Genomic DNA, 20,138 nt, shown 5'->3' with positions numbered 1-20,138 from the left:
GGGCCGGCGCCGGGGCCGATTCCGGTCCCGGTGCCGGTCCCGGCCGTCACCGGCATGATCATCGGCTAACGTCATCACGCGTCATCTCGGTCGAAGGGAGAGCCGGACCATGACCTCGGAGGGCGAGCGCCCGCCGCTGATCCCCGATCAGCGCCGCGAGCAACTCCTCAAGCACCTGCGGCGCGACGGGGTGCTGAGTGTGCAGCAGATCACCAGGCTGCTCGGTGTCTCGCACATGACGGTGCGGCGTGACATCGCCGAACTGGAGCGCAAGGGACTGGTCTTCTCCGTCCCCGGCGGTGTCCGGATCGCCAGCCCCCTCAGCAGCGAACCCGGCTTCCTCGACAAGTCGCGACTGGAACAGCCCCAGAAGCGGGCGATGGCCGGCGAGGCCGCCCGGCTGGTGCGGGACGGCATGACCGTCTACCTCGACGCGGGCACCACTCTGCTCGCCATGGTGCCCGCGCTGGCCCAGGTACGGAACCTGACCGTGGTCACCAACGACTTCACCACCCTCGGGCTGCTGATGGACGCCGGCCACCCCGACCTGGTGCACGTCGGGGGCCGCGTCGACGTCTCCAACCGGTCCAGCGTCGGCCGGCTCGCCGCCGACACCCTGCGCCAGCTCGCCCTCGACATCGCCTTCGTCAGCACCAGTTCCTGGGACCTGCTGCGCGGCGTCACCACTCCCTCCGAGTCGAAGGTCGAGGTCAAGCAGGCGGCCATGGCCGCGGCGGCGCACCGCGTGCTCGTGGCGGGCGCGTCGAAGTACGGCACGTTCGGCCGCTACCGCGTGGCCGCGCTGACCGCCTTCGACACCATCGTCACCGACGCCGACCTGACCGGGGCGGCGGCCGAGGGCATCCGGAGCGGCGGCTCCTCCCTCGTCCTGGCGCGCTCCTGACCCGGCCCGTGCCCGCCCGCCGGCGCCCGCCCGCCGGTGCCCGGCGGCAGGGACGATTTTCGGCCAACGACCGTCGGCCGCCGTTGTGTGGCCCGAACCCTCTGTCCTGCCCGACGGTTGATCAATAACCTTGTGTGGTCCGTCCGTCACCCACGCAGGGAGCCCCATGTCCACCGCGCAGCAGGTCCCCGACATCCTCTCGGCCGAGTTCGCCGCGGACCCCTATCCGGCGTACTCGGCGATGCGCGAGAGCGCTCCGCTCTTCTGGCACGAGGCCACGCGGAGCTGGATCGTCTCCCGCTACGAGGATGTCGAGCGCGTCTTCAAGGACAAGGCCGGTCAGTTCACGACCGACAACTACGACTGGCAGCTCGAGCCGGTGCACGGCCGCACCATCCTCCAGCTCAGCGGCCGGGAGCACGCGGTACGGCGGGCGCTGGTGGCCCCGGCCTTCCGCGGCTCGGACCTCCAGGACAAGTTCCTGCCCGTGATCGAGCGCAACTCCCGCGACCTCATCGACACCTTCCGGCGCACCGGCTCCGCGGACCTGGTGAGCGACTACGCGACCCGCTTCCCCGTCAACGTGATCGCGGACATGCTCGGCCTCGACAAGGCCGACCACACCCGGTTCCACCGCTGGTACACCGCCGTCATCGCCTTCCTCGGCAACCTGTCGGGCGACGCGGAGGTGACCGCGGCCGGCGAGCGCACCCGGGAGGAGTTCGCCGCGTACATGCTGCCGATCATCCGGGAGCGCCGCGACCACCCCGGCGACGACCTGCTCTCCGCGCTGTGCGCCGCCGAGGTCGACGGGGTGCGGATGAGCGACGAGGACATCAAGGCGTTCTGCAGCCTGCTGCTCGCCGCGGGCGGCGAGACCACCGACAAGGCGATCGCCAGCATCTTCGCCAACCTGCTGCTCCACCCCGAGCAGCTCGCGGCCGTCCGCGCGGACCGCTCGCTGATCCCCCGGGCCTTCGCCGAGACGCTGCGCCACACCCCGCCGGTCCACATGATCATGCGGCAGTCGGCGACCGAGGTGGAGCTGAGCACGGGCACGATCCCGGCGGGCGCCACCGTCACCTGCCTGATCGGCGCCGCCAACCGCGACGCGCGGCGCTACGCGGAGCCGGACCGCTTCGACATCTTCCGCGAGGACCTGACGGCGACGACCGCGTTCTCCGCCGCCGCCGACCATCTCGCCTTCGCGCTCGGCCGCCACTTCTGCGTGGGCGCCCTGCTGGCCAAGGCCGAGGTGGAGATCGGTGTGAACCAGCTCCTGGACGCCATGCCCGACCTGCGGTTCGCGGACGGCTTCGACCCGGTGGAGCAGGGCGTGTTCACCCGGGGACCGCAGTCGCTGCCGGTGCGCTTCACGCCGGTCGCGGGCTGATCAGGTTCCCGACCCCGTGGTACGGACCCCCGGGCGGGGGCCCGTACCACGGTGCGGGGCGTCACTGCACGACGGGCGTGAACTCGACCGGCAGGGAGTCCAGTCCCCGCATCCAGATCGACGGGCGCCAGGACAGCTCCTCCGGCTCGACCGCCAGGACCAGGTCCGGCAGCCGCTCCAGCAGCGTCTCCACCGCGGTGCGCGCCATGACGTCGGCGAGCAGCGGGGCCGGGTAGGGGCAGCGGTGTTCGCCGTTGCTGAACGACAGGTGGGCGGAGTTCTCGGCGCCGACGTGCGACTCCGGCCAGATCTGGGGGTCGGTGTTGGCCGCGGCGAGGCCGAGGACCAGGCAGTCGCCGGCCCGGATCAGACGACCGCCGAGCTGGGTGTCGCGCACCGCCCAGCGGCCGATGAAGTTCTGCGTCGGGGTGTCCAGCCACAGCACCTCGTTGAGGGCCTCGCCGACGCTGAGCCGGCCGCCGGAGACGTTGAGGGCGAACCGCTCGTCGGTCAGCAGCAGCCTGAGGGTGTTGCAGATCCAGTTCGCGGTGGGCTGCTGCGCCGCGGCGATGACCGAGATCAGGTCCTGCACGATCTCCTCGTCGGTCAGCCCCGCCGGGTGCAGCAGCATCCGCGAGGTGACGTCCGCCCCGGGCCGCTCCCGCTTCTCCTTCACGAGCTGGTGGATCCGCTCGCCCACGCGGGTGTACGCGGCCACCGGGTCGTCGCCCTCCGCCGCGTCGAGGGAGATCCGCAGGTCCTCCACGAGCCGCTGGGTGTCCTCACCGGTCTGCGGCATCCCGCAGACCTGGACCACGGCCCGGGCCGGCAGGGCGTGCGCGTAGGCGCTCATCAGCTCGGCCCGGCCGCTGCCCGCGAAGGAGGCGATCAGCCCGTCGGCGATCTGCCGGCACTGGCGGGCCAGTTCGAACTGGTCGATGCCCTCCAGCGCCTCGGTGATCACCCCGGCCCGCCGCTGGTGCTCGGCGCCCTCGGTGAACAGCACCGAGGGCTGGTAGCCGACGAACGGCAGCAGCGGCCAGTCCGGCGGGATCTGGGACCACTGGCTCCAGCGCCGCGAGTCCCGGGCGAACAGCTCGTCGTGGCTGGTCACATAGCTGACCTCGGAGTAGCCGAGGACCAGCCAGGCGGGGACGTCCCCGTCGAGGAGCACCGGGGCCACCGCGCCGTGCTCCCGGCGCAGGGCCCGGTACAGCTCCGAGGGGGTCTGCTGGTACTCCAGACCGCCGAGGCGGACCGCGCCCGGGTGGGCGGGGCAGCCCGCGGGGGCCGCGTCGGCGGAGGGGAATCCGGTCTCGGTCACGGTGTCGTCTCCTGGGCCATGGCCAGTGTGTAGAGGTGGTCCACGAGGGTGATGAGCACGTCCTTGCCGGACTGCCTGACCCGTGCGTCGCAGTCGATGAGCGGCACGTGCTCCGGCAGGGCCAGCGCCTGGCGTATCTCGTCCAGGGAGTAGGTGCGGCTGTCGTTGTCGAACCGGTTCACCGCCACCACGAACGGCGTGCGGTGGTGCTCCAGCCGGTCGATGGCGTACCAGGAGTCGTCCATGCGGCGGGTGTCCACCAGGACGACCGCGCCCAGGGTCCCGGAGAACAGCCGGTCCCACAGGAACCAGAATCGTTCCTGCCCGGGCGCTCCGAACAGGTAGAGCACCATGCGTTCGTTGAGGCTGATGCGGCCGAAGTCGAAGGCCACGGTGGTGGTGGTCTTCCCCGCGACGCCGCTGGTCTCGTCGACCCCGACGCCGGCCTGCGTCATCACCTCCTCGGTGTTGAGCGGCCGGATCTCGCTCACCGAGCGGACCAGGGTGGTCTTGCCGACCCCGAAGCCGCCCACGATCACTATCTTCAGGCCGGTCTCGGCGGCGTCGGCCAGCGGAGTGCGGTGGGCGGGGAGTTCAGAGGTTGCGGAGACCATGGAGCACCTCCTTGAGGAGCGCTGAGTCGGGCAGTTCGGCGACGGAGCGCGCCGCACGCGGGTGCCGGGCGGTGATACGGCCCATGTCGAGGAGGTCGCCGAGCAGGATCCGTACCACCGTGATCGGCAGCCGCAGCTCGGCGGCGACCTCGACCACGGCGGTCGGGTGCCGGCACATCGTGAGGATCCGGGCGTGCTCCGACTGCATCCCGGCCGTCGGTTCGCTCTCCCGGACCACCAGCGTGACCAGGTCGAAGTGGTCGTCGGCGCGGCTGCGGCCGCCGGTGACCGTGTAGAGCCGGTCGGGGGCGCCGGTGTCCACGGGCCTGCGGGGTGTCACGAGCCGGCACCTCCGGGGACGGACCGGGGCTCGGCCCGCAGGTGTTCACCGATCTGTTCGACCAGTTCGGTCATCTGGTGGCCCACGACCCCGGGGTCGGCGTTCTCCTCGGCGACCACGGCGAGGTGCGCGCCCTCGCCGGCCTCCACGATGAAGAGCAGTCCGCCGTGGAACTCGGTCATGGAGTGGCGGACACCGCCGGTGCCGTCGCCGAACTCCATGGACGCGCCCTGGGCGAGCGCCTGGATGCCCGAGCAGATCGCCGCCAGTTGGTCCGCGCGGTCCAGCGTCAGGTGCTCGGACCAGCAGAGCTTCAGACCGTCACGGGACAGGACGAGGGCGTGCCGCGTTCCGGGAGTGCGCTCCAGAAGGTTCTGCAGAAGCCAGGTGAGGCTGTTGTCGGTGGTCTGCATGGTGGTGATGGGACGGTGGGTGCCCGGATGACCGGTCACCGGCCCGTTCCTCCAATCTCACGTACGCGTGCGGGGAAAAGGGGCGCCAGGGCCCCGAGCGGCACCGGGGGCGCGGGGCTAGGGGGCGGCGGGCGGCCCGCTCTCCGGGCGGTCGTCCGGTCCGCCGGTCTCCCGGCCGGACCGGCGGCCGCGGTGGAAGGCGCCGAAGCGGGAACCGGCGTCGCGGTCGGCGGCGGGCCGCGCCGGCCCGCCGCTCTGTCCGGCGGCGGCGTCGGCGGCCCGGCGCTGCTCACGCTCGCGCTCCGCCTCGGACATGGTGTGGCCGGGCGTACGCACGGGCAGTCCGTTCGGGGTGGCGCCCGCCGCGGGCCGGGGCGGCTCGGTCCGTTCCGCCCGGGGAGCGGGCAGCTCCTCGGGGGCCGCGGCGCGCCCGAACGGCTCCACGGGTGCGGGGGCGGGTACGGGTACGGGTGCGGGGTCGAGCGCGGGCGTGGGCGTGGGCGCGGGGGCGGCGGGACGCGGGGGCGGCGTCGGGGCGGTGGGGCGGCGCGGGGTCTGCCCGGGTGCCGGTTCGCGCTGCTGGGCCAGGAGCTGGCGCGGCAGCAGGACCACGACGCCGGTGCCGCCGCGCGAGGAGGGCCGGTAGTTGACGCTGATGCCGTACTTCCCGGCCAGCCGGCCGACGACGGCGAGTCCGAGCCGGGTGCCCTGGAGGGAGGCGAGGTCCGTCATGCGTCCGCTCACCGCCTCCTCGGCGCGGCGCATGGCCGCGGCGGCCATCTTCAGGCCGCTGTCCTCGATGGTGACGACGATCCCGGCGCTGCGTTCCTCGACGTAGACGTTGACCTCGTCGATGGGCGGCGAGAAGTTGGCCGCGTTGTCCATCAGTTCGGCGAGCAGGTGCATCACGCCCTCGGCCGCGAACCCGGTGATCGCGGCGCTCGTGGAGCAGTGCAGCCGGACCCGCTGGTAGGCGGCGATCCGGCCGACCGCGCCGCGCAGGATGCTCTCCATCACGATGGGCTTGTTCCAGGCGCGGCTGGAGCGGCCGCCCATGAGGAGCGCCAGCCGGTCGGTCATCAGGCCGAGCTGGGAGGTGGCGTGATCGAGCTTCAGCAGGTCGCCGAAGACCTCCTCACCGTGCCGGTCCTGCATGTCCCTGAGGTCCGCGAGCATGCTGACGGCCTTGGCCTGCACCCGGCTGAGCGCCTTCGCCGAGGCGGCCTCGGCGGCGGCGGCCCGCCGCTCGCTGTACGCCAGTTCCCGGACGAACGATTCGGCGGGCGCCCGCACCACGGCGGAGCGCGGTCCGTCCAGGTCGGCGAGGACGGTGTCGGCCGAGTGTCCCTGGCGCAGCCGCGCCACGGCGGCGGGCAGGGTCTCGGCGTCGAGCCGCTGGAGTTCGGCGGCGGTCACGCGCAGTTCCCGGCGCAGTTCGTCGCGTTCGGTCTCCAGGGCCGCGGCGTACCGCGCGGACTCCTCGACGACGGTGGCGAAGGTGTGCACGACCTGCCGCAGTTGCGGGTCGGACGGGGGCGTGACCTGGCTCAGGGCGTCGTTCGCGGGCGTCCCGTCGCGCAGCCGCTTGCCCAGGGCGGGGAGGGTGACGGTCACCAGGTGCGCGCTCTCCCCGGCGAGCTGCGCCAACTGGGCCTTGGCCTGCCGGACGTCGCCGCCCTGGCGGGTGCTCGACCGGCGGGCGCGGCGCACCAGCAGGGCGCTGACGAGGACGGTGCCGGCGAGGCAGAGCCAGGCGCCCAGCAGCAGGCCCAGCGACCAGGTGCGGGCACCGTCCGGTGCGGTGGCCGCCGCGGCGCCCGCGGCCGCGGCGCTCACCACCAGCACGGCCAGGGGTACGGCCGAAGCGGCTCTGGTGGCCTTCCTCGACCGGCGCTGAGTGGACGGTGCAGGCACTGACATTCCGCGGTCCCTCGGTCTTGGCAGCAGGAGAATCGATCGACCGGCATACGACGGTCACGGGTCCGGAAGCGCACGCCAAGGAGACGTGGATCTTCCGGGCCGGGTACGGGCTCATGCTAGTCACAGTGGTGGGCCCCGAGATCGGCCTGGGCACTCAGTCTGCCCGGCATCTGATTTCGGCCCGAAGCCGTTGCCTCGCGATCACTCCGTGATATGGAGAGTGGCACGCTTTTCCCTGGCATGACAAGCCTGTTCGCCGACCTGAGCGCCCATGTGTTCGACAGGTCGGGCAAGATTAATCGTTTCTTCAGGAAGTCGAGTCGGCAAACAAGCGGGCGCTTTCCAGCCAACTCCCGGGATGTGCCGCAGGGGAACGTCGCCGATGCCGCACCCTGCGGCAGGCTCTTCGCCCGCTTTCGGGGGAGCTTCGCCCGATCGGCGGCAAGCACGACGTCTCCGTGTGCTCCGAGGCGAATTCCCTCCACCGCCGCCGACGGGCCCCGGCCGGCGCTCAGCCGATCTCCACCAACAGGTCCCCGCCCTCGACCTGCTGGATGCGGGTGATGGCGAGCCGGGTCACCGAGCCCGCCTTCGGGGCGGTGATCGTGGCCTCCATCTTCATCGCCTCGATGGTGGCCACCGTGGCGCCCGCCGCCACCGTGTCGCCCTCGGCGACCGCCAGGGTCACCACCCCGGCGAAGGGGGCCGCGACATGGCCGGAGTCGGACCGGTCGGCCTTCTCGGTGACGGGGATCTCACTGGCCGCCGACCGGTCGCGGATCTGGATCGGGCGGAGCTGGCCGTTGAGGCTCGACATCACGGTGCGCATGCCGCGTTCGTCGGCCTCGCCGATGGCCTGCAGTTCGATGAGGAGCCGCACCCCGGGTTCGAGGTCGACGGTGTACTCCGCGCCGGGGCGCAGACCGTAGAAGAAGTCCTTGCTGTCCAGCACCCCGGTGTCGCCGAAGGTCTGCCGGTGGGTGTCGAACTCACGGGTCGGGCCGGGGAAGAGCAGCCGGTTGAGGGTGGGCCGGCGGTCCTTGGCGAGGCCGTCGCGGTCCTCGGCGGTGAGTTCCGCGACCGGCCGGGGTTCGGCGCGGCCCCGCAGCGCCTTGCTGCGGAACGGCTCGGGCCAGCCGCCCGGCGGGGTGCCCAGTTCGCCGCGGAGGAAGCCGATGACGGAGTCGGGGATGTCGAACCTGTCCGGCGACGCCTCGAAGTCCGCGGGGGCGACCCCGGCGCCCACCAGGTGCAGGGCCAGGTCGCCGACGACCTTGGAGGACGGGGTGACCTTCACCAGGCGGCCGAGCATCCGGTCGGCGGCGGCGTACATCGCCTCGATGTCCTCGAAGCGGTCGCCGAGGCCGAGGGCGATCGCCTGGGTGCGCAGGTTGGAGAGCTGGCCGCCGGGGATCTCGTGGTGGTAGACGCGGCCGGTCGGGGAGGCCAGGCCCGCCTCGAAGGGCGCGTAGACCTTGCGGACGCTCTCCCAGTACGGCTCCAGGTCGCCGACGGCCTTGAGGTCCAGGCCGGTGGGCCGCTCGGAGTGGTCGGTCGCCGCGACGATCGCGGAGAGGGAGGGCTGCGAGGTGGTGCCCGCCATGGACGCCACGGCCCCGTCCACCGCGTCCGCCCCGGCGCCGACGGCGGCGAGGTAGGTGGCGAGCTGACCGCCCGCGGTGTCGTGGGTGTGCAGGTGCACCGGCAGGTCGAACTCCCGGCGCAGGGCGGAGACCAGGGTGGCCGCGGCGGGGGCGCGCAGCAGGCCGGCCATGTCCTTCACCGCCAGGACGTGGGCGCCGGCGGCCACGATCCGCTCGGCGAGCCGCAGGTAGTAGTCGAGGGTGTAGAGCTTTTCGGCGGGGTCGGACAGGTCGGAGGTGTAGCAGAGGGCGACCTCCGCGACGGCCGTGCCGGTCTCGCGGACCGCCTCGATCGCGGGCCGCATCTGGTCGACGTCGTTGAGCGCGTCGAAGATGCGGAAGATGTCGACGCCGGTGGCCGCCGCCTCCTGCACGAACGCGTCGGTCACCTCGGTCGGGTACGGGGTGTAGCCCACGGTGTTGCGGCCGCGCAGCAGCATCTGCAGACAGATGTTGGGCACCGCCTCGCGCAGGGCCGCCAGCCGCTCCCACGGGTCCTCGGCGAGGAAGCGCAGGGCGACGTCGTAGGTGGCCCCGCCCCAGCACTCCAGGGAGAGCAGTCCGGGCAGGGTGTGCGCCACCACCGGGGCGACCGCGAGGAGGTCCCGGGTGCGTACCCGGGTGGCCAGCAGCGACTGGTGGGCGTCGCGGAAGGTGGTGTCGGTGACGCCGAGGGTGGGTGCCTCGCGCAGCCGGCGGGCGAAGCCCTCGGGGCCGAGGCCGGTGAGCAGTTGCCGGGACCCGGCCGGGGGCGCGGCGGCGGGGACGGGCGGCAGTTTGGTCAGCGGGTCGATCAGATTCGGCCGTTCGCCGTGCGGCTTGTTCACGGTGATGTCGGCGAGGTAGGTCAGCAGCTTCGTGCCGCGGTCGGCGGAGTGCCGCTGGGTCAGCAGGTGGGGGCGCTGCTCGATGAACGAGGTGGTGACCCGTCCGGCCCGGAAGTCGGGGTCGTCCAGCACCGCCTGGAGGAACGGGATGTTGGTGGCGACACCGCGGATACGGAACTCGGCGACGGCACGCCGGGCGCGGCCCACGGCGGTGTCGAAGTCGCGTCCCCGGCAGGTCAGTTTGACCAGCATGGAGTCGAAGTGGGCGCTGATCTCCGTACCGGCGTGGGTGGTGCCGCCGTCCAGGCGGATGCCGGAGCCGCCGGGCGAGCGGTAGGCGCTGATCTGCCCGGTGTCCGGGCGGAAGCCGTTGGCCGGGTCCTCGGTGGTGATACGGCACTGGAGGGCGGCGCCGTGCAGGGTGACCGTCTCCTGGGACAGGCCGAGGTCGGCCAGCGTCTGCCCCGCAGCGATGCGCATCTGCGCCTGCACCAGGTCGACGTCGGTGACCTCCTCGGTGACCGTGTGCTCGACCTGGATGCGCGGGTTCATCTCGATGAAGACGTGGTTGCCCGCGCGGTCGAGGAGGAACTCCACGGTGCCGGCGTTGCGGTAGCCGATCCGGCGGGCGAAGCGGACCGCGTCGGCGCAGATCCGGTCGCGCAGCGCCGGGTCCAGGTTGGGCGCGGGGGCCAGCTCGATCACCTTCTGGTGCCGGCGCTGCACCGAGCAGTCCCGTTCGAAGAGGTGGATGACGTCGCCCTGGCCGTCGGCGAGGATCTGGACCTCGATGTGGCGGGGTTCGACCACCGCCTTCTCCAGGAAGACCGTGGGGTCGCCGAAGGCGGAGGCCGCCTCCCTCGACGCCGCCTCGATGGCCTCCCGGAGCTGCGCGGGGGCCTCGACCCGGCGCATGCCGCGCCCGCCGCCGCCCGCGACCGCCTTCACGAAGACGGGGAAGCCGACCTCGTCGGCGGCCCGGACCAGTTCGTCCACGTCGGTGGAGGGCGCCGAGGAGCCGAGAACGGGGACGCCGGCCTCCCGGGCGGCGGTCACGGCGCGCGCCTTGTTGCCGGTCAGCTCCAGGATGTGGGCGCTGGGGCCGACGAAGGTGATGCCGGCCTCCTCGCAGGCCCTGGCCAGGTCGGGGTTCTCGGAGAGGAACCCGTAGCCGGGGTAGACGGCGTCGGCGCCCGCGCGGCGCGCCGCCCGCACGATCTCCTCGACGGAGAGGTAGGCGCGCACCGGATGTCCCGGTTCGCCGATCTCGTACGCCTCGTCGGCCTTCAGCCGGTGCAGCGAGTTGCGGTCCTCGTGCGGGAAGACGGCGACGGTTCGAGCGCCCAGTTCGTAGCCCGCGCGGAACGCGCGGATCGCGATCTCTCCGCGATTGGCGACCAGCACCTTGCGGAACATTGTCGATCCCTCCAGCCGTCCGGTGACGAGGACCATCGTGTCGTCGGCGTCCCGACTACGCCATGTGAGCCGGGCCACTCACGGCGCCGGCCGGGGTCGCCGCTCAGGTGTCGTAGTCGACGGTCAGGGTGTCGGAGACCGGGAAACTCTGGCAGGTCAGCACGTATCCGGCCGCGGTCTCGGCCGGCTCCAGGGCGTAGTTGCGACGCATGTCGGCCCGGCCGGCGGTGACCTGGGCGCGGCAGGTCCCGCAGACACCGCCCTTGCAGGCGAACGGCAGGTCGGGGCGGACCCGGGAGGCGGCGTCGAGCAGGGTGACGTCGCGGGGCAGGGGCGAGGTGGTGGAGCGGCCGTCGAGGACGACGGTGACCTCGCTGACCGGGCCGTCCGCCCTCGGTTCGGCCCGGTGCACGGCGGCGGCCGGTTCGTCTCCGGCGAAGAACAGCTCCTGGTGGACGCGGTCGGCGGGTACGCCGCGCCCGGTGAGGACGGTCCGGGCGTCGACGACCATGCCGTGCGGGCCGCACAGCCACCAGTGGTCGACGCCGGGGGTGTCGACCAGGGCGTCGACCAGGGTGGCCAGCCGGTCCGCGTCCAGCCGGCCGCTGAGCAGCTCCGCCTCGCGCGGCTCCCGGGACAGGACGTGGGCGAGCTGGAAGCGGGCCGGGTACAGGTCTTTCAGATCGGCCAGCTCGTCGGCGAACATCACCGAACCGGTACGCCGGTTGCCGTAGAAGAGGGTGACCCGGGAGGTGTCGTCGGCGGCGAGGACGGACTCGGCGATGGAGACCATCGGGGTGACACCGGAGCCGGCCGCGATCAGGACGTGGTGGCCGGGCACGGTCAGGTCGGGGGTGAAGGCGCCGGTCGGTGTCATCACCTCCACCGTGTCACCGGGTTTCACCTCGTTCACCAGCCAGGACGAGAAGAGTCCGCCGGGCACCGCCCGCACCCCGATCCGCGGCGCGCTGCCCGCCGGGGAGCAGATCGAGTACGAGCGGCGCTCGTCCCGGCCCGCCACCTCGCGGCGCAGGGTCAGCGACTGGCCGGGCGCGAAGGCGTACTCCCGCGCCCACTTCCCGGGGACGTCGAAGGTGACGGCGACCGCGTCCTCGCAGAGCCGTCGCACGGCGGCCACCCGCAGGGTGCGGAAGGCCGGGCGGCGCCGCGCCCGGCGTACCGGGGCGCTCACACCACCGGGCGCCGACAGGTCACCCATCAGATCTCCTTGACGTGTTCGAACGGCTCCCGGCAGCTCCGGCAGCGCCACAGGGACTTGCAGGAGGTGGAGCCGAAACGGGAGGTCTCCTCGGTGTCGGGCGCGCCGCAGCGCGGGCACGGCACGGCCCGGCGGGTCTCGGACAGCAGGAGCGGTACGGGGCCGGGCGCGGGCCGGGGTGCCGGTCCGGGCGGGGCGATGCCGTGCGCGGCGAGCTTGCGGCGCCCCTCGGGGGTGATCCAGTCGGTGGTCCACGGCGGGTCCAGCACGGTCCGCACCTCCACTCGCGCACAGCCCGCGTCGGTGAGCCGGGCGGCGACCGCGGCGCGCATCTCGGCCATGGCCGGGCAGCCGGAGTAGGTCGGGGTGAGGGCGGCGACGACCGTGCCGTCGGGCTCCGCCCGCACCTCGCGCAGCACCCCGAGGTCGGCGAGGGTGAGCATCGGCAGTTCGGGGTCGGGCACCTGCCCGGCGATGTGCCGGGCGCGCCGGACGTCGATGAGCGCGCTCACCAGGTCGCCTCCGGGTCGGCTCGGGCCACGCTCTGCAACTCGGTCAGCAGCGGGGTGAGATGGCCGGTGTGGTGGCCGGCCCGGCCGGACCGGGCGGGGGCGGGCGGGATCTCGGGCAGCGGCAGTCCCGCCGCCTCGGTCACCTGCGTGAGGACGGCGCGCAGCTCCGGGCCGGCGTCGTGGGCGTCGAGCAGTTCGCGGACGGACGGGGCGACCGCGTCGAGGCCGGCGCGCATCCGCCGGTGCGACTCCTCGGTGCCGTCGCCGAGCCGGACCACCCACTGCGCCGCGTACTGGCGGTGGTACGCCAGCTCCTTCGCGCCCTTGGCGGCGACGGCGGCCAGCACCGGGTCGGGTGCGGCGGCGAGCCGCTGGAAGTGGGCCAGCCGCCAGGCGGCGAACACCAGCAGCCGGGCGACGGTGAACGCGAAGTCGCCGTTGGGGAGTTCAGCCAGGGTGACGTTGCGGAAGTCGTCCGGTCCGCGGAAGTAGGCGTAGGCGTCCTCGCCCCGGCCGGTGCCGTCGACCTGGCCGGCCCGCGCGTAGAGCAGGCGGGCCTGGCCCAGCAGGTCGAGCCCGATGTTGGCGAGCGCCACCTCCTCCTCCAGTTCGGGGGCCCGGGTGGTCCACTGCGCGAGGCGCTGCGCCGAGACGAGGGCGTCGTCGGCCAGCGCCACGCACAGGGCGGCCAGTTCCGCCCGGTCCACCGCGTCCGGCACGGCGGTGTCCACGCCGTGCAGCGGGTCCTCGAAGCCGGTGCCGTAGGCCCAGCGGGTGTCGTCCTCGTGCCCCTCGGCCAGGGTGAGGTAGACGTGGTCGTCGCTCATGCCGGCCTCCTGGGGGTGGTTCCGACGACGCTGCTTTCGGAACACGCCCTAGATGTGCGGGACGTCATCGGGGATGTCGTAGAAGGTGGGGTGGCGGTACACCTTGTCCGCGCTGGGGTCGAAGAAGGGGTCCTTCTCGTCCCGGGTGGAGGCGGTGATGTGCGCGGAGCGCACCACCCAGATGCTCACGCCCTCGTTGCGCCGCGTGTACAGGTCCCGGGCGTGGGTGAGGGCCATCCGGTCGTCGGCGGCGTGCAGCGAGCCGACGTGCACATGGTTGAGCCCCCGCTTGCCGCGCACGAACACCTCGTACAGCGGCCAGCTCCGTCCGCTCTCGCTCATGCCCTCGCTCCTTCCCGCTCGGCGGCCGCGCGGGCGGACACCTTGGCCGCGTGGGCGAGCGCCGCCTCCCGCACCCAGGCGCCCTCCTCGTGGGCGGCCCGCCGCCGGGCGACCCGCTCGGCGTTGCACGGCCCGTCGCCCTTGATGACGGCGGCCAGCTCCGCCCAGTCGGGGGTGGAGAAGTCGTGGTGTCCGCGCTCCTCGTTCCAGCGCAGCTCCGGGTCGGGGAGGGTGACGCCGAGCCTCTCGGCCTGCGGGACCGTCATGTCCACGAAGCGGCGGCGCAGTTCGTCGTTGGTGTGCCGCTTGATCTTCCACGCCATCGAGCGCGCCGAGTTGGGCGAGGCGTCGTCGGGCGGGCCGAACATCATCAGCGACGGCCACCACCACCGGTTTACCGCGTCCTGCACCGTCTCCCGCTGGGCGGCGGTGCCGCGCACCATCGTCATCAGCAGTTCGTAGCCCTGCCGCTGGTGGAAGGACTCCTCCTTGCAGATCCGGACCATCGCCCGCGCGTAAGGGCCGTACGAACTGCGGCACAGCGGCACCTGGTTGCAGATCGCCGCGCCGTCCACGAACCAGCCGATGACACCGACGTCGGCGAAGGTGAGGGTCGGGTAGTTGAAGATCGAGGAGTACTTCTGGCGGCCCTCGATCAGCCGCTCGGTCAGATCCTCGCGGTCGGCGCCGAGGGTCTCGGCCGCCGCGTACAGGTACAGGCCGTGGCCGGCCTCGTCCTGCACCTTGGCGAAGAGGATCGCCTTGCGCCGCAGCGACGGCGCGCGGGTGATCCACTCGCCCTCCGGCTGCATGCCGATGATCTCGGAGTGGGCGTGCTGCGCGATCTGCCGGACGAGTGTCCGGCGGTATCCCTCGGGCATCCAGTCCCGCGGCTCGACGCGCTGGTCGCGCGCGAGCGTCGCGTCGAAGCGCTCCTGGAGGTCCGGCGGCACGCGCTCCGCCGCCGGACCGGCCTGCTCTGCCGTCATCCCCACCGACCACCAATCCCAACCGACCGTTCGTTCGGTCCATGGTACGCCGGGACCCGGGGGGTCCGGCAACCTCTCGCACCCGGGTTTCTGCGCCCCGCCTCTCCGCCGCCCCGCGGGACGGCGGGGGTCAGACGCCCTCGGACGGGACGGCGTACAGCCGGGGGAGGTTGACGACGATCGCCTCCTGGGTGCTGCGGGCGATGACCACCACGGCCTCCTCGGCGGGGTCGGGGTTCTCCTCGCGGTGCGGCACGAACGGGGGGACGAAGACGTAGTCGCCGGGGGCGGTGCGCAGCCGGATCTCCTCGGGCTCGGCGTCCGGGCCGCCGGTGTCGTCGAGGAAGACGAACTCCGGGTGTCCGCCGACGATGTAAATGGCGGTCTCCGACTCCCCGTGATGGTGGTCGGAGGAGGAGGTCGAGGGGGCGACGTGGGTCTGTCCCATCCACAGCTTCTCCGAGCCGACGGTCCGGCCGCTGACCGCGGCGAAGCGGCGCATGCCGCCGGTCTGCGCGGTCCCGTCGTCCAGGGAGTCGGCGCGGACGTGGTGCAGGCGGGCGCGCAGCGGGGTGACCGGCCGGCCGGGGGCGTCGGGGAGGTCGGGGAGGTGCGGATGGAAGCCTTCGCCGGCGGTCGTCAACGGGTCGCTCATGGGCGGGACGCTAGAGCCGTCCGGAAAAGGATGTCAAGAGGTGTCCATTGTGGTTCACCTGCGGCAATGTTCCCGCAATGTAGGCGGCAACCGGTCCGAAGCCGCCGCGTCGGGAGCGGCGCCGGGGCATGATGGGGGCATGCATATCTCCGCGAAGGCGGACTACGCCCTGCGGGCCCTGCTGGAGCTCGCGCGCGAACCCGCCCGCCCTCTCACCTGCGAGGGCATCGCCTCCTCGCAGCAGATCCCGTTCCGGTTCCTGAAGTCCGTGGTGGGCGAGTTGCGCCGGGCCGGGCTGGTGCGCAGCCAGCGCGGCTGCGAGGGCGGTTACTGGCTCGGCCGGCCCGCCGACGAGATCAGCCTCCTCGACGTCACCCGCGCGGTGGACGGCGCGGTGCTCACCCTGCGCGGGGAGGGGCTGGCCGCACTGGACTACCCCGGCCCCGCGGCCGGACTGCCGGGGGTGTGGCGCCGTATCGAGGCCGACGCGGTGGCGGTCCTGGGCGGGACGAGCCTGTCCTCGCTGCTGCCCGCCGTGCGGCACGCCCGCGAGGCACCCGCGTCCGACGAGGTACCCGTACCCGAGGAGCCGCGGCACCCGGCGGCCAGAGGAGCCGCGTGACCTCCGGGACGGGGCGACGGCCCGGGACCGGGGCGCCGGGGACACCCGGGGAGACGAGCGCGGCGCGGACGGCGAGGGCCGAGGAGACGGCGCGGGCGGACGTGGAGGTGGTGGAGTACACCGACCCGCTCTGTCCCTGGTCGTGGGGTGCGGAGCCGGTGCTCCGCCGCCTCGGCGCCGCGCTGGGCGGCCGGGTCCGCCGGCGCCGGGTGTACGGCGTCCTCTTCGACCACGACGACGACCCGCCGCCGGACCCGGCGGCGGAGACCGCCTGGTACGCGCGGTACGTCGAGGACGTCAGCGCGCACACGGGCGCCCCGCGGGCGGCGCGGCTGAGCCGGGTCGCGGCGTCCTCGTGGCCGGCCTCACTGGTCGCCAAGGCCGCGCGGCGCCAGGGCGAGGAGGTGGCCGAGCGGGTGCTGCGGCGGCTGCGGGAGACCCTGTTCGTCCTCGGGGAGCCGGCCGACACGCCCGCACTCGCCCTCGCCGCGGCGCGGGGCGTGCCGGGCCTGGATCCGGCGAGGCTGGCCGCCGACGCGGCGGGCGCCGCCGTCCTGGCCGAGGTCCGCGCCGACCGGGCGGAGGCGCGCCGGCCGGTCCGCGAGGTGCTGGCGGTGCCCGCGGCCGGCTCGCCGCACCCGGGTGCGGCCAAGGAGACCGACGACGGCGGCCACCGGTACGCGCTGCCGACGGTGCTGGTGTCGGGCCCGGCCGGACGCCGCGCGGTGCCCGGGTGGCGGCCCTACGAGGCGTACGCCGCCGCCGTCGACGCGGTGTGCCCCGGGGCGGTGTCACCGTACGACGCCCTGTCCCCGGCGCGGGCGCTGGAGCGGTACCGGAGCCTGACCGAACCCGAGCGGAGGCTGCTCACCCGGGGGCCGTGGCCCCCGGCCGGTGCCGTGCGGGTGGACACCGCGGGCGGGCCGCTGTGGCTGCACCCCGACGAGGCCGCGGTGCACCCCGCCACCCGGGGCGGCGGGCCGGCCACGCCGCCGCCCGCCCTCTGATCAGCCGTCATGCCGTCCCGGGCAATGAGACATCGACAGGTGTCCATTGACAGCCGTCGCTTCCTGCCCACAGGATGGCCGCATGCTCACGACGCACCCCGGTGTGGTGTGCCGCTACGTGGATCTGCGGCGCACCTGCAGCGCTCTCTGTCGCTGACCGACCGCCGCCCCCGGTCCTCAAGGCTCTGACCTTCCGCGTCCTCCCGTAGCCGCGCCCCGCGCGAGCGGACCGCGTACCCGGAGCCCTCCCTCTCCTCGCGTCGCGCCACCGCCTCCCCTCCCCCGCCACCGGTCCGCCGCCGCGTACCCCGTGCCGCCCCGCCCTCGACGGGGTGTGTCCGACGTGCCCTCCAAGGCTCCCGTCGGCATGCCCGCCACGCGGCGCGGCCGGGACGACGGCGGTACCCGGCCGGGGCCCGGCGGTGTACGCCCCCTGCCCTTCACCGTCCTTCCGGCCGCCCCGACGCGGCCGGTTCCTCCAGAAAGACGACACATGTCCGGACGCCTCACGCCCCGACGCCCGAGACTGGGCCGCCCCTCCTCCGTCCGCCTGCGCACCGCCGCGCTCGGCACCGTGCTCGCAGCCGTCCTCGTGCCCGCCCTCGCCGCCTGCGGCGGTGACGCCTCGGCCGGCGGCGGCGCCACCCTGAAGTGGACCTCGACCTACTTCCCCGCCCACTGGGACCCGGTGGTCGGCGGCAGCGGCGCCCAGTTCCGCGAACTCGCGCTCGTCTACGCCTCGTTGACGAAGGTCGACGAGAAGGGCGAGGCCGTGCCGGACCTGGCGGAGAGCTGGAGCTACAACGACGAGGGCGACGAGATCACCTTCCACCTGCGCTCCGGGCTGAAGTTCAGCGACGGCGAACCGGTGGACGCCGCGGCCGTCAAGGCCGCCGTCGAACGGGCCCAGAAACAGCGGAACTCGGCCCTCTTCGGCGACCTGACCTCGATCAAGTCGGTGCGGGCGGACGGCCTCGACGCCGTCTTCCACCTGACCCAGGTCGACTACCAGATCCCGCAGTTGCTCGGTGAGCGGGTCCTGCAGATCGCGAGCCCCCGGGCGGCGAAGTCCCCGCAGAAGCTGGACCAGAACCCGGTCGGCGCGGGCCCGTTCACCGTCACCCAGATCGTCCCGGGCACCAAGGCCGTGCTGAAGAAGAACCCGGACTACTGGGACGCGGAGAACATCCACATCGACACCGTGGAACTGACCTCCGCGCCGGACACCTCCACCGTCGTCTCCGGTCTTCAGACCGGGGTCTACAACTTCGCCGACATCGCCCCCAGCCAGGCCGGGAGCGCCCGGAAGGCCGGTCTCGACGTCTTCGTGCAGCCCGGCTTCAACGCCTCCAACATCAGCCTGAACGTGAACAAGGCGCCGTTCAAGGACGACCGGGTCGTCGACGCGGTGCGGTACGCGATCGACCGCCAGGAGTTCGTCGACAAACTGACCTTCGGCTACGGGGAGGCCACCGACCAGCCCTTCCCGAAGGGGTACGTGGCCTACGACCCGAAGTCGCAGAACCGCTACCCCTACGACCCGGCCAAGTCGAGGAAGCTGCTGGCCGAGGCGGGGTTCAAGGCCGGTGACATCAAGCTCGACCTGGTGATCCCGGCCGAGGACCCGCAGGCGGAGATCGTCCAGTCGCAGCTCGGGAAGGTCGGCATCGAGGTCGCCATCAAGGTCGACAAGAACTGGGCCACCCCGTTCTTCGCCAAGGACCTGACCTTCTCGCTCTACAGCACCACCGGGCGCGACTCGGCGGTGCAGACACTGACGGCGCACTTCGGACCCGACGGCCCGCTGAACCTCAGCTCGCCCTACCAGCCGGCCGGCTTCGAGGCGGCGGTGGCCAAGGTCCGCCGCACTCCCCTCGATTCCCCGGACTACCCCGAGGTCCTCCAGGCCGCGACCCGCGCCGGGCTGGAGAGCAGGGCACTGGTCTTCACGTACTCCCAGCCCAACCTCATCGCCAAGAGCAAGGCGGTCTCCGGCCTGCCGAAGAACCCGGCCCACCTGAACTGGACCGGCGTGACCATCGGCGGCAGCCGATGACGGCCACCCCCACACCGGCCCCGCCCGCCCCCGGACGCGAACCCGGCGACGGCCGGGAGGCCCGCACCGGCCGAGAAGCCCTCGCCGCCCGCGACGTCACCGCGGACCGTGAAGGCACCGCCCGGCGCCGGGCGGCCGCCGCCCGCGCGCGGCTCGCCCTGGTCCGTGTCCTGGCCACCCTCGCCCGGTCGGTCGCGCTCTTCGTGCCGGTCTTCCTGGTGGCGACGTTCGTGACGTTCGCGCTGCGCTCGCTCAGCGGCCTGAGCCCGGCCCGTATCCAGTTGGGCGAGGAGGCGACCCCGGAGGCCATCGCCCGGGTGGAGGCGCAGTGGGGACTCGACCGGCCCTTCCTCGCGCAGTACTGGGACTGGTTCACCGGTGTCCTGCAAGGGCAGTTGGGTGCCAGTTGGACCAACGGCGCCGACATCTCCACCCTCATCGGCCTGGGACTCGGTGTCAGTCTCTCCGTCGCGGTCCTCGCACTGGTCATCGGCGTGACGGCGGGGTTCGCGCTCGGCACTCTGGCGGCGCTGCGCCGCACCACCTGGGTGGACCGCGCGGTCACCGGGTTCGTCACCGTGATCTCGGTGATGCCCGCGTTCGTCGTCGGGATCGTGCTGGTCGCCGTCCTCGCGGTCGGGTTCGGCCTGTTCCCCTCCGCCGGGTACGTCCCCGCCGCGCAGGGGGTCGGGCCGTGGCTCGCGCACATCACCCTGCCGGCCCTCGCCCTCAGCCTGGACGTGGTCGCGGACGTGGCCCGGCAGTTGCGCGGCAGCCTCATCGGCGCCTACCGCGAGAACTACGTGACCGGCGCGGTGGTACGGGGACTGAGTCCCCGGCGGATCTTCTTCGCGCACGTCCTGCGCAACGGCCTCGGGCCGACGCTCGCCACGCTCGGCCTGAAGTTCCCCGCCCTGGTCGGCGCCTCCGTCGTCACGGAGTGGGTCTTCGGGCTCCAGGGGTTCGGCCGGTTCGCCAACGACTCCGCGCAGGCCGGTGACGTCCCCGCCGTGCAGGGCGTCCTGGTGGTGTCGATCGCCCTGGTCGTCTCCTTCAACCTCATCGTCAACCTGGTGCTGGCCCGCGTCACGCCGGCCGCGCAGCGAGGAGTGTGA

At 73.2% G+C, this 20,138-nt stretch carries 18 protein-coding genes; 6 read left to right on the top strand and 12 right to left on the bottom strand.

Annotated elements, in window-relative coordinates; genetic code table 11:
• Nucleotides 1–109 precede the first annotated feature (109 nt).
• Both ABEB00_RS15100 and ABEB00_RS15095 read left to right on the top strand, forming a co-directional pair.
• Entirely contained in the window at nucleotides 110–904 is a 795-nt protein-coding gene (locus ABEB00_RS15100; RefSeq protein ID WP_345620118.1) for a DeoR/GlpR family DNA-binding transcription regulator, read from the top strand.
• A gap of 166 nt (nucleotides 905–1,070) precedes the next feature.
• Nucleotides 1,071–2,297 (top strand): cytochrome P450, encoded by a 1,227-nt coding sequence (locus ABEB00_RS15095; protein ID WP_345620117.1) that lies wholly within the window; start codon nucleotides 1,071–1,073, stop codon nucleotides 2,295–2,297.
• 61 nt (nucleotides 2,298–2,358) lie between these two features.
• On the opposite strand, the gene ABEB00_RS15090 is transcribed toward ABEB00_RS15095, so the two are convergent.
• The 12 genes from ABEB00_RS15090 to ABEB00_RS15035 form a co-directional block, all read right to left on the bottom strand.
• Complete coding sequence (locus ABEB00_RS15090) at nucleotides 2,359–3,621, bottom strand: cytochrome P450 (RefSeq protein ID WP_345620116.1); 1,263 nt, start codon at nucleotides 3,619–3,621, stop codon at nucleotides 2,359–2,361.
• Nucleotides 3,618–4,235, bottom strand: coding sequence for a GTP-binding protein (locus tag ABEB00_RS15085; RefSeq protein WP_345620115.1), 618 nt, complete (start codon nucleotides 4,233–4,235; stop codon nucleotides 3,618–3,620). Before ABEB00_RS15085 ends, ABEB00_RS15090 begins: the two co-directional genes overlap by 4 nt.
• Nucleotides 4,216–4,575 (bottom strand): DUF742 domain-containing protein, encoded by a 360-nt coding sequence (locus ABEB00_RS15080; RefSeq protein ID WP_345620114.1) that lies wholly within the window; start codon nucleotides 4,573–4,575, stop codon nucleotides 4,216–4,218. Before ABEB00_RS15080 ends, ABEB00_RS15085 begins: the two co-directional genes overlap by 20 nt.
• Entirely contained in the window at nucleotides 4,572–4,988 is a 417-nt protein-coding gene (locus ABEB00_RS15075) for a roadblock/LC7 domain-containing protein (RefSeq protein ID WP_345620257.1), read from the bottom strand. The genes ABEB00_RS15080 and ABEB00_RS15075 overlap by 4 nt, the downstream gene beginning before the upstream one ends.
• Nucleotides 4,989–5,105: 117 nt before the next feature.
• Nucleotides 5,106–6,908, bottom strand: a complete 1,803-nt coding sequence (locus tag ABEB00_RS15070; RefSeq protein WP_345620113.1) for an ATP-binding protein — start codon at nucleotides 6,906–6,908, stop codon at nucleotides 5,106–5,108.
• A gap of 511 nt (nucleotides 6,909–7,419) precedes the next feature.
• The gene (locus ABEB00_RS15065) at nucleotides 7,420–10,794 is read right to left on the bottom strand and encodes a pyruvate carboxylase (RefSeq protein ID WP_345620112.1); all 3,375 of its coding nucleotides are present in this window, start codon (nucleotides 10,792–10,794) and stop codon (nucleotides 7,420–7,422) included.
• 103 nt (nucleotides 10,795–10,897) lie between these two features.
• The gene (paaE, locus tag ABEB00_RS15060; RefSeq protein WP_345620111.1) at nucleotides 10,898–12,013 is read right to left on the bottom strand and encodes a 1,2-phenylacetyl-CoA epoxidase subunit PaaE; all 1,116 of its coding nucleotides are present in this window, start codon (nucleotides 12,011–12,013) and stop codon (nucleotides 10,898–10,900) included.
• Entirely contained in the window at nucleotides 12,013–12,528 is a 516-nt protein-coding gene (gene paaD, locus ABEB00_RS15055; RefSeq protein WP_345620256.1) for a 1,2-phenylacetyl-CoA epoxidase subunit PaaD, read from the bottom strand. Before paaD ends, paaE begins: the two co-directional genes overlap by 1 nt.
• Nucleotides 12,522–13,352, bottom strand: coding sequence for a 1,2-phenylacetyl-CoA epoxidase subunit PaaC (gene paaC, locus ABEB00_RS15050; RefSeq protein WP_345620110.1), 831 nt, complete (start codon nucleotides 13,350–13,352; stop codon nucleotides 12,522–12,524). Before paaC ends, paaD begins: the two co-directional genes overlap by 7 nt.
• Before the next feature lie 48 nt (nucleotides 13,353–13,400).
• Nucleotides 13,401–13,694, bottom strand: a complete 294-nt coding sequence (gene paaB, locus ABEB00_RS15045; RefSeq protein ID WP_345620108.1) for a 1,2-phenylacetyl-CoA epoxidase subunit PaaB — start codon at nucleotides 13,692–13,694, stop codon at nucleotides 13,401–13,403.
• The gene (gene paaA, locus ABEB00_RS15040; RefSeq protein ID WP_345620107.1) at nucleotides 13,691–14,683 is read right to left on the bottom strand and encodes a 1,2-phenylacetyl-CoA epoxidase subunit PaaA; all 993 of its coding nucleotides are present in this window, start codon (nucleotides 14,681–14,683) and stop codon (nucleotides 13,691–13,693) included. The genes paaB and paaA overlap by 4 nt, the downstream gene beginning before the upstream one ends.
• 130 nt (nucleotides 14,684–14,813) lie before the next feature.
• Nucleotides 14,814–15,338 carry a cupin domain-containing protein gene (locus tag ABEB00_RS15035; RefSeq protein WP_345620106.1) on the bottom strand — a complete coding sequence of 175 codons (525 nt, stop codon included), beginning with the start codon at nucleotides 15,336–15,338 and terminating at the stop codon, nucleotides 14,814–14,816.
• A 139-nt stretch (nucleotides 15,339–15,477) separates the two neighbouring features.
• Between ABEB00_RS15035 and ABEB00_RS15030 the strand changes: the two genes are divergently transcribed.
• The 4 genes from ABEB00_RS15030 to ABEB00_RS15015 all read left to right on the top strand — a co-directional run bounded on the left by ABEB00_RS15030 (nucleotide 15,478) and on the right by ABEB00_RS15015 (nucleotide 20,138).
• Nucleotides 15,478–15,960, top strand: a complete 483-nt coding sequence (locus ABEB00_RS15030; RefSeq protein ID WP_345620105.1) for an RrF2 family transcriptional regulator — start codon at nucleotides 15,478–15,480, stop codon at nucleotides 15,958–15,960.
• Nucleotides 15,961–16,061: 101 nt separating this feature from the next.
• A complete protein-coding gene (locus tag ABEB00_RS15025; protein ID WP_345620255.1) occupies nucleotides 16,062–16,967 on the top strand; it encodes a DsbA family oxidoreductase in 906 nt (301 codons plus the stop codon).
• Between the two features lie 493 nt (nucleotides 16,968–17,460).
• Nucleotides 17,461–19,023, top strand: a complete 1,563-nt coding sequence (locus ABEB00_RS15020; RefSeq protein WP_345620104.1) for an ABC transporter substrate-binding protein — start codon at nucleotides 17,461–17,463, stop codon at nucleotides 19,021–19,023.
• Complete coding sequence (locus tag ABEB00_RS15015) at nucleotides 19,020–20,138, top strand: ABC transporter permease (RefSeq protein ID WP_345620103.1); 1,119 nt, start codon at nucleotides 19,020–19,022, stop codon at nucleotides 20,136–20,138. The genes ABEB00_RS15020 and ABEB00_RS15015 overlap by 4 nt, the downstream gene beginning before the upstream one ends.

This window comes from Streptomyces ziwulingensis, assembly GCF_039542605.1.
GTDB classification, from domain to species: domain Bacteria; phylum Actinomycetota; class Actinomycetes; order Streptomycetales; family Streptomycetaceae; genus Streptomyces; species Streptomyces ziwulingensis.
The sequence above is the reverse complement of the archived record's forward strand: the minus strand, read 5'-3'. Positions and strand labels throughout refer to the sequence as shown.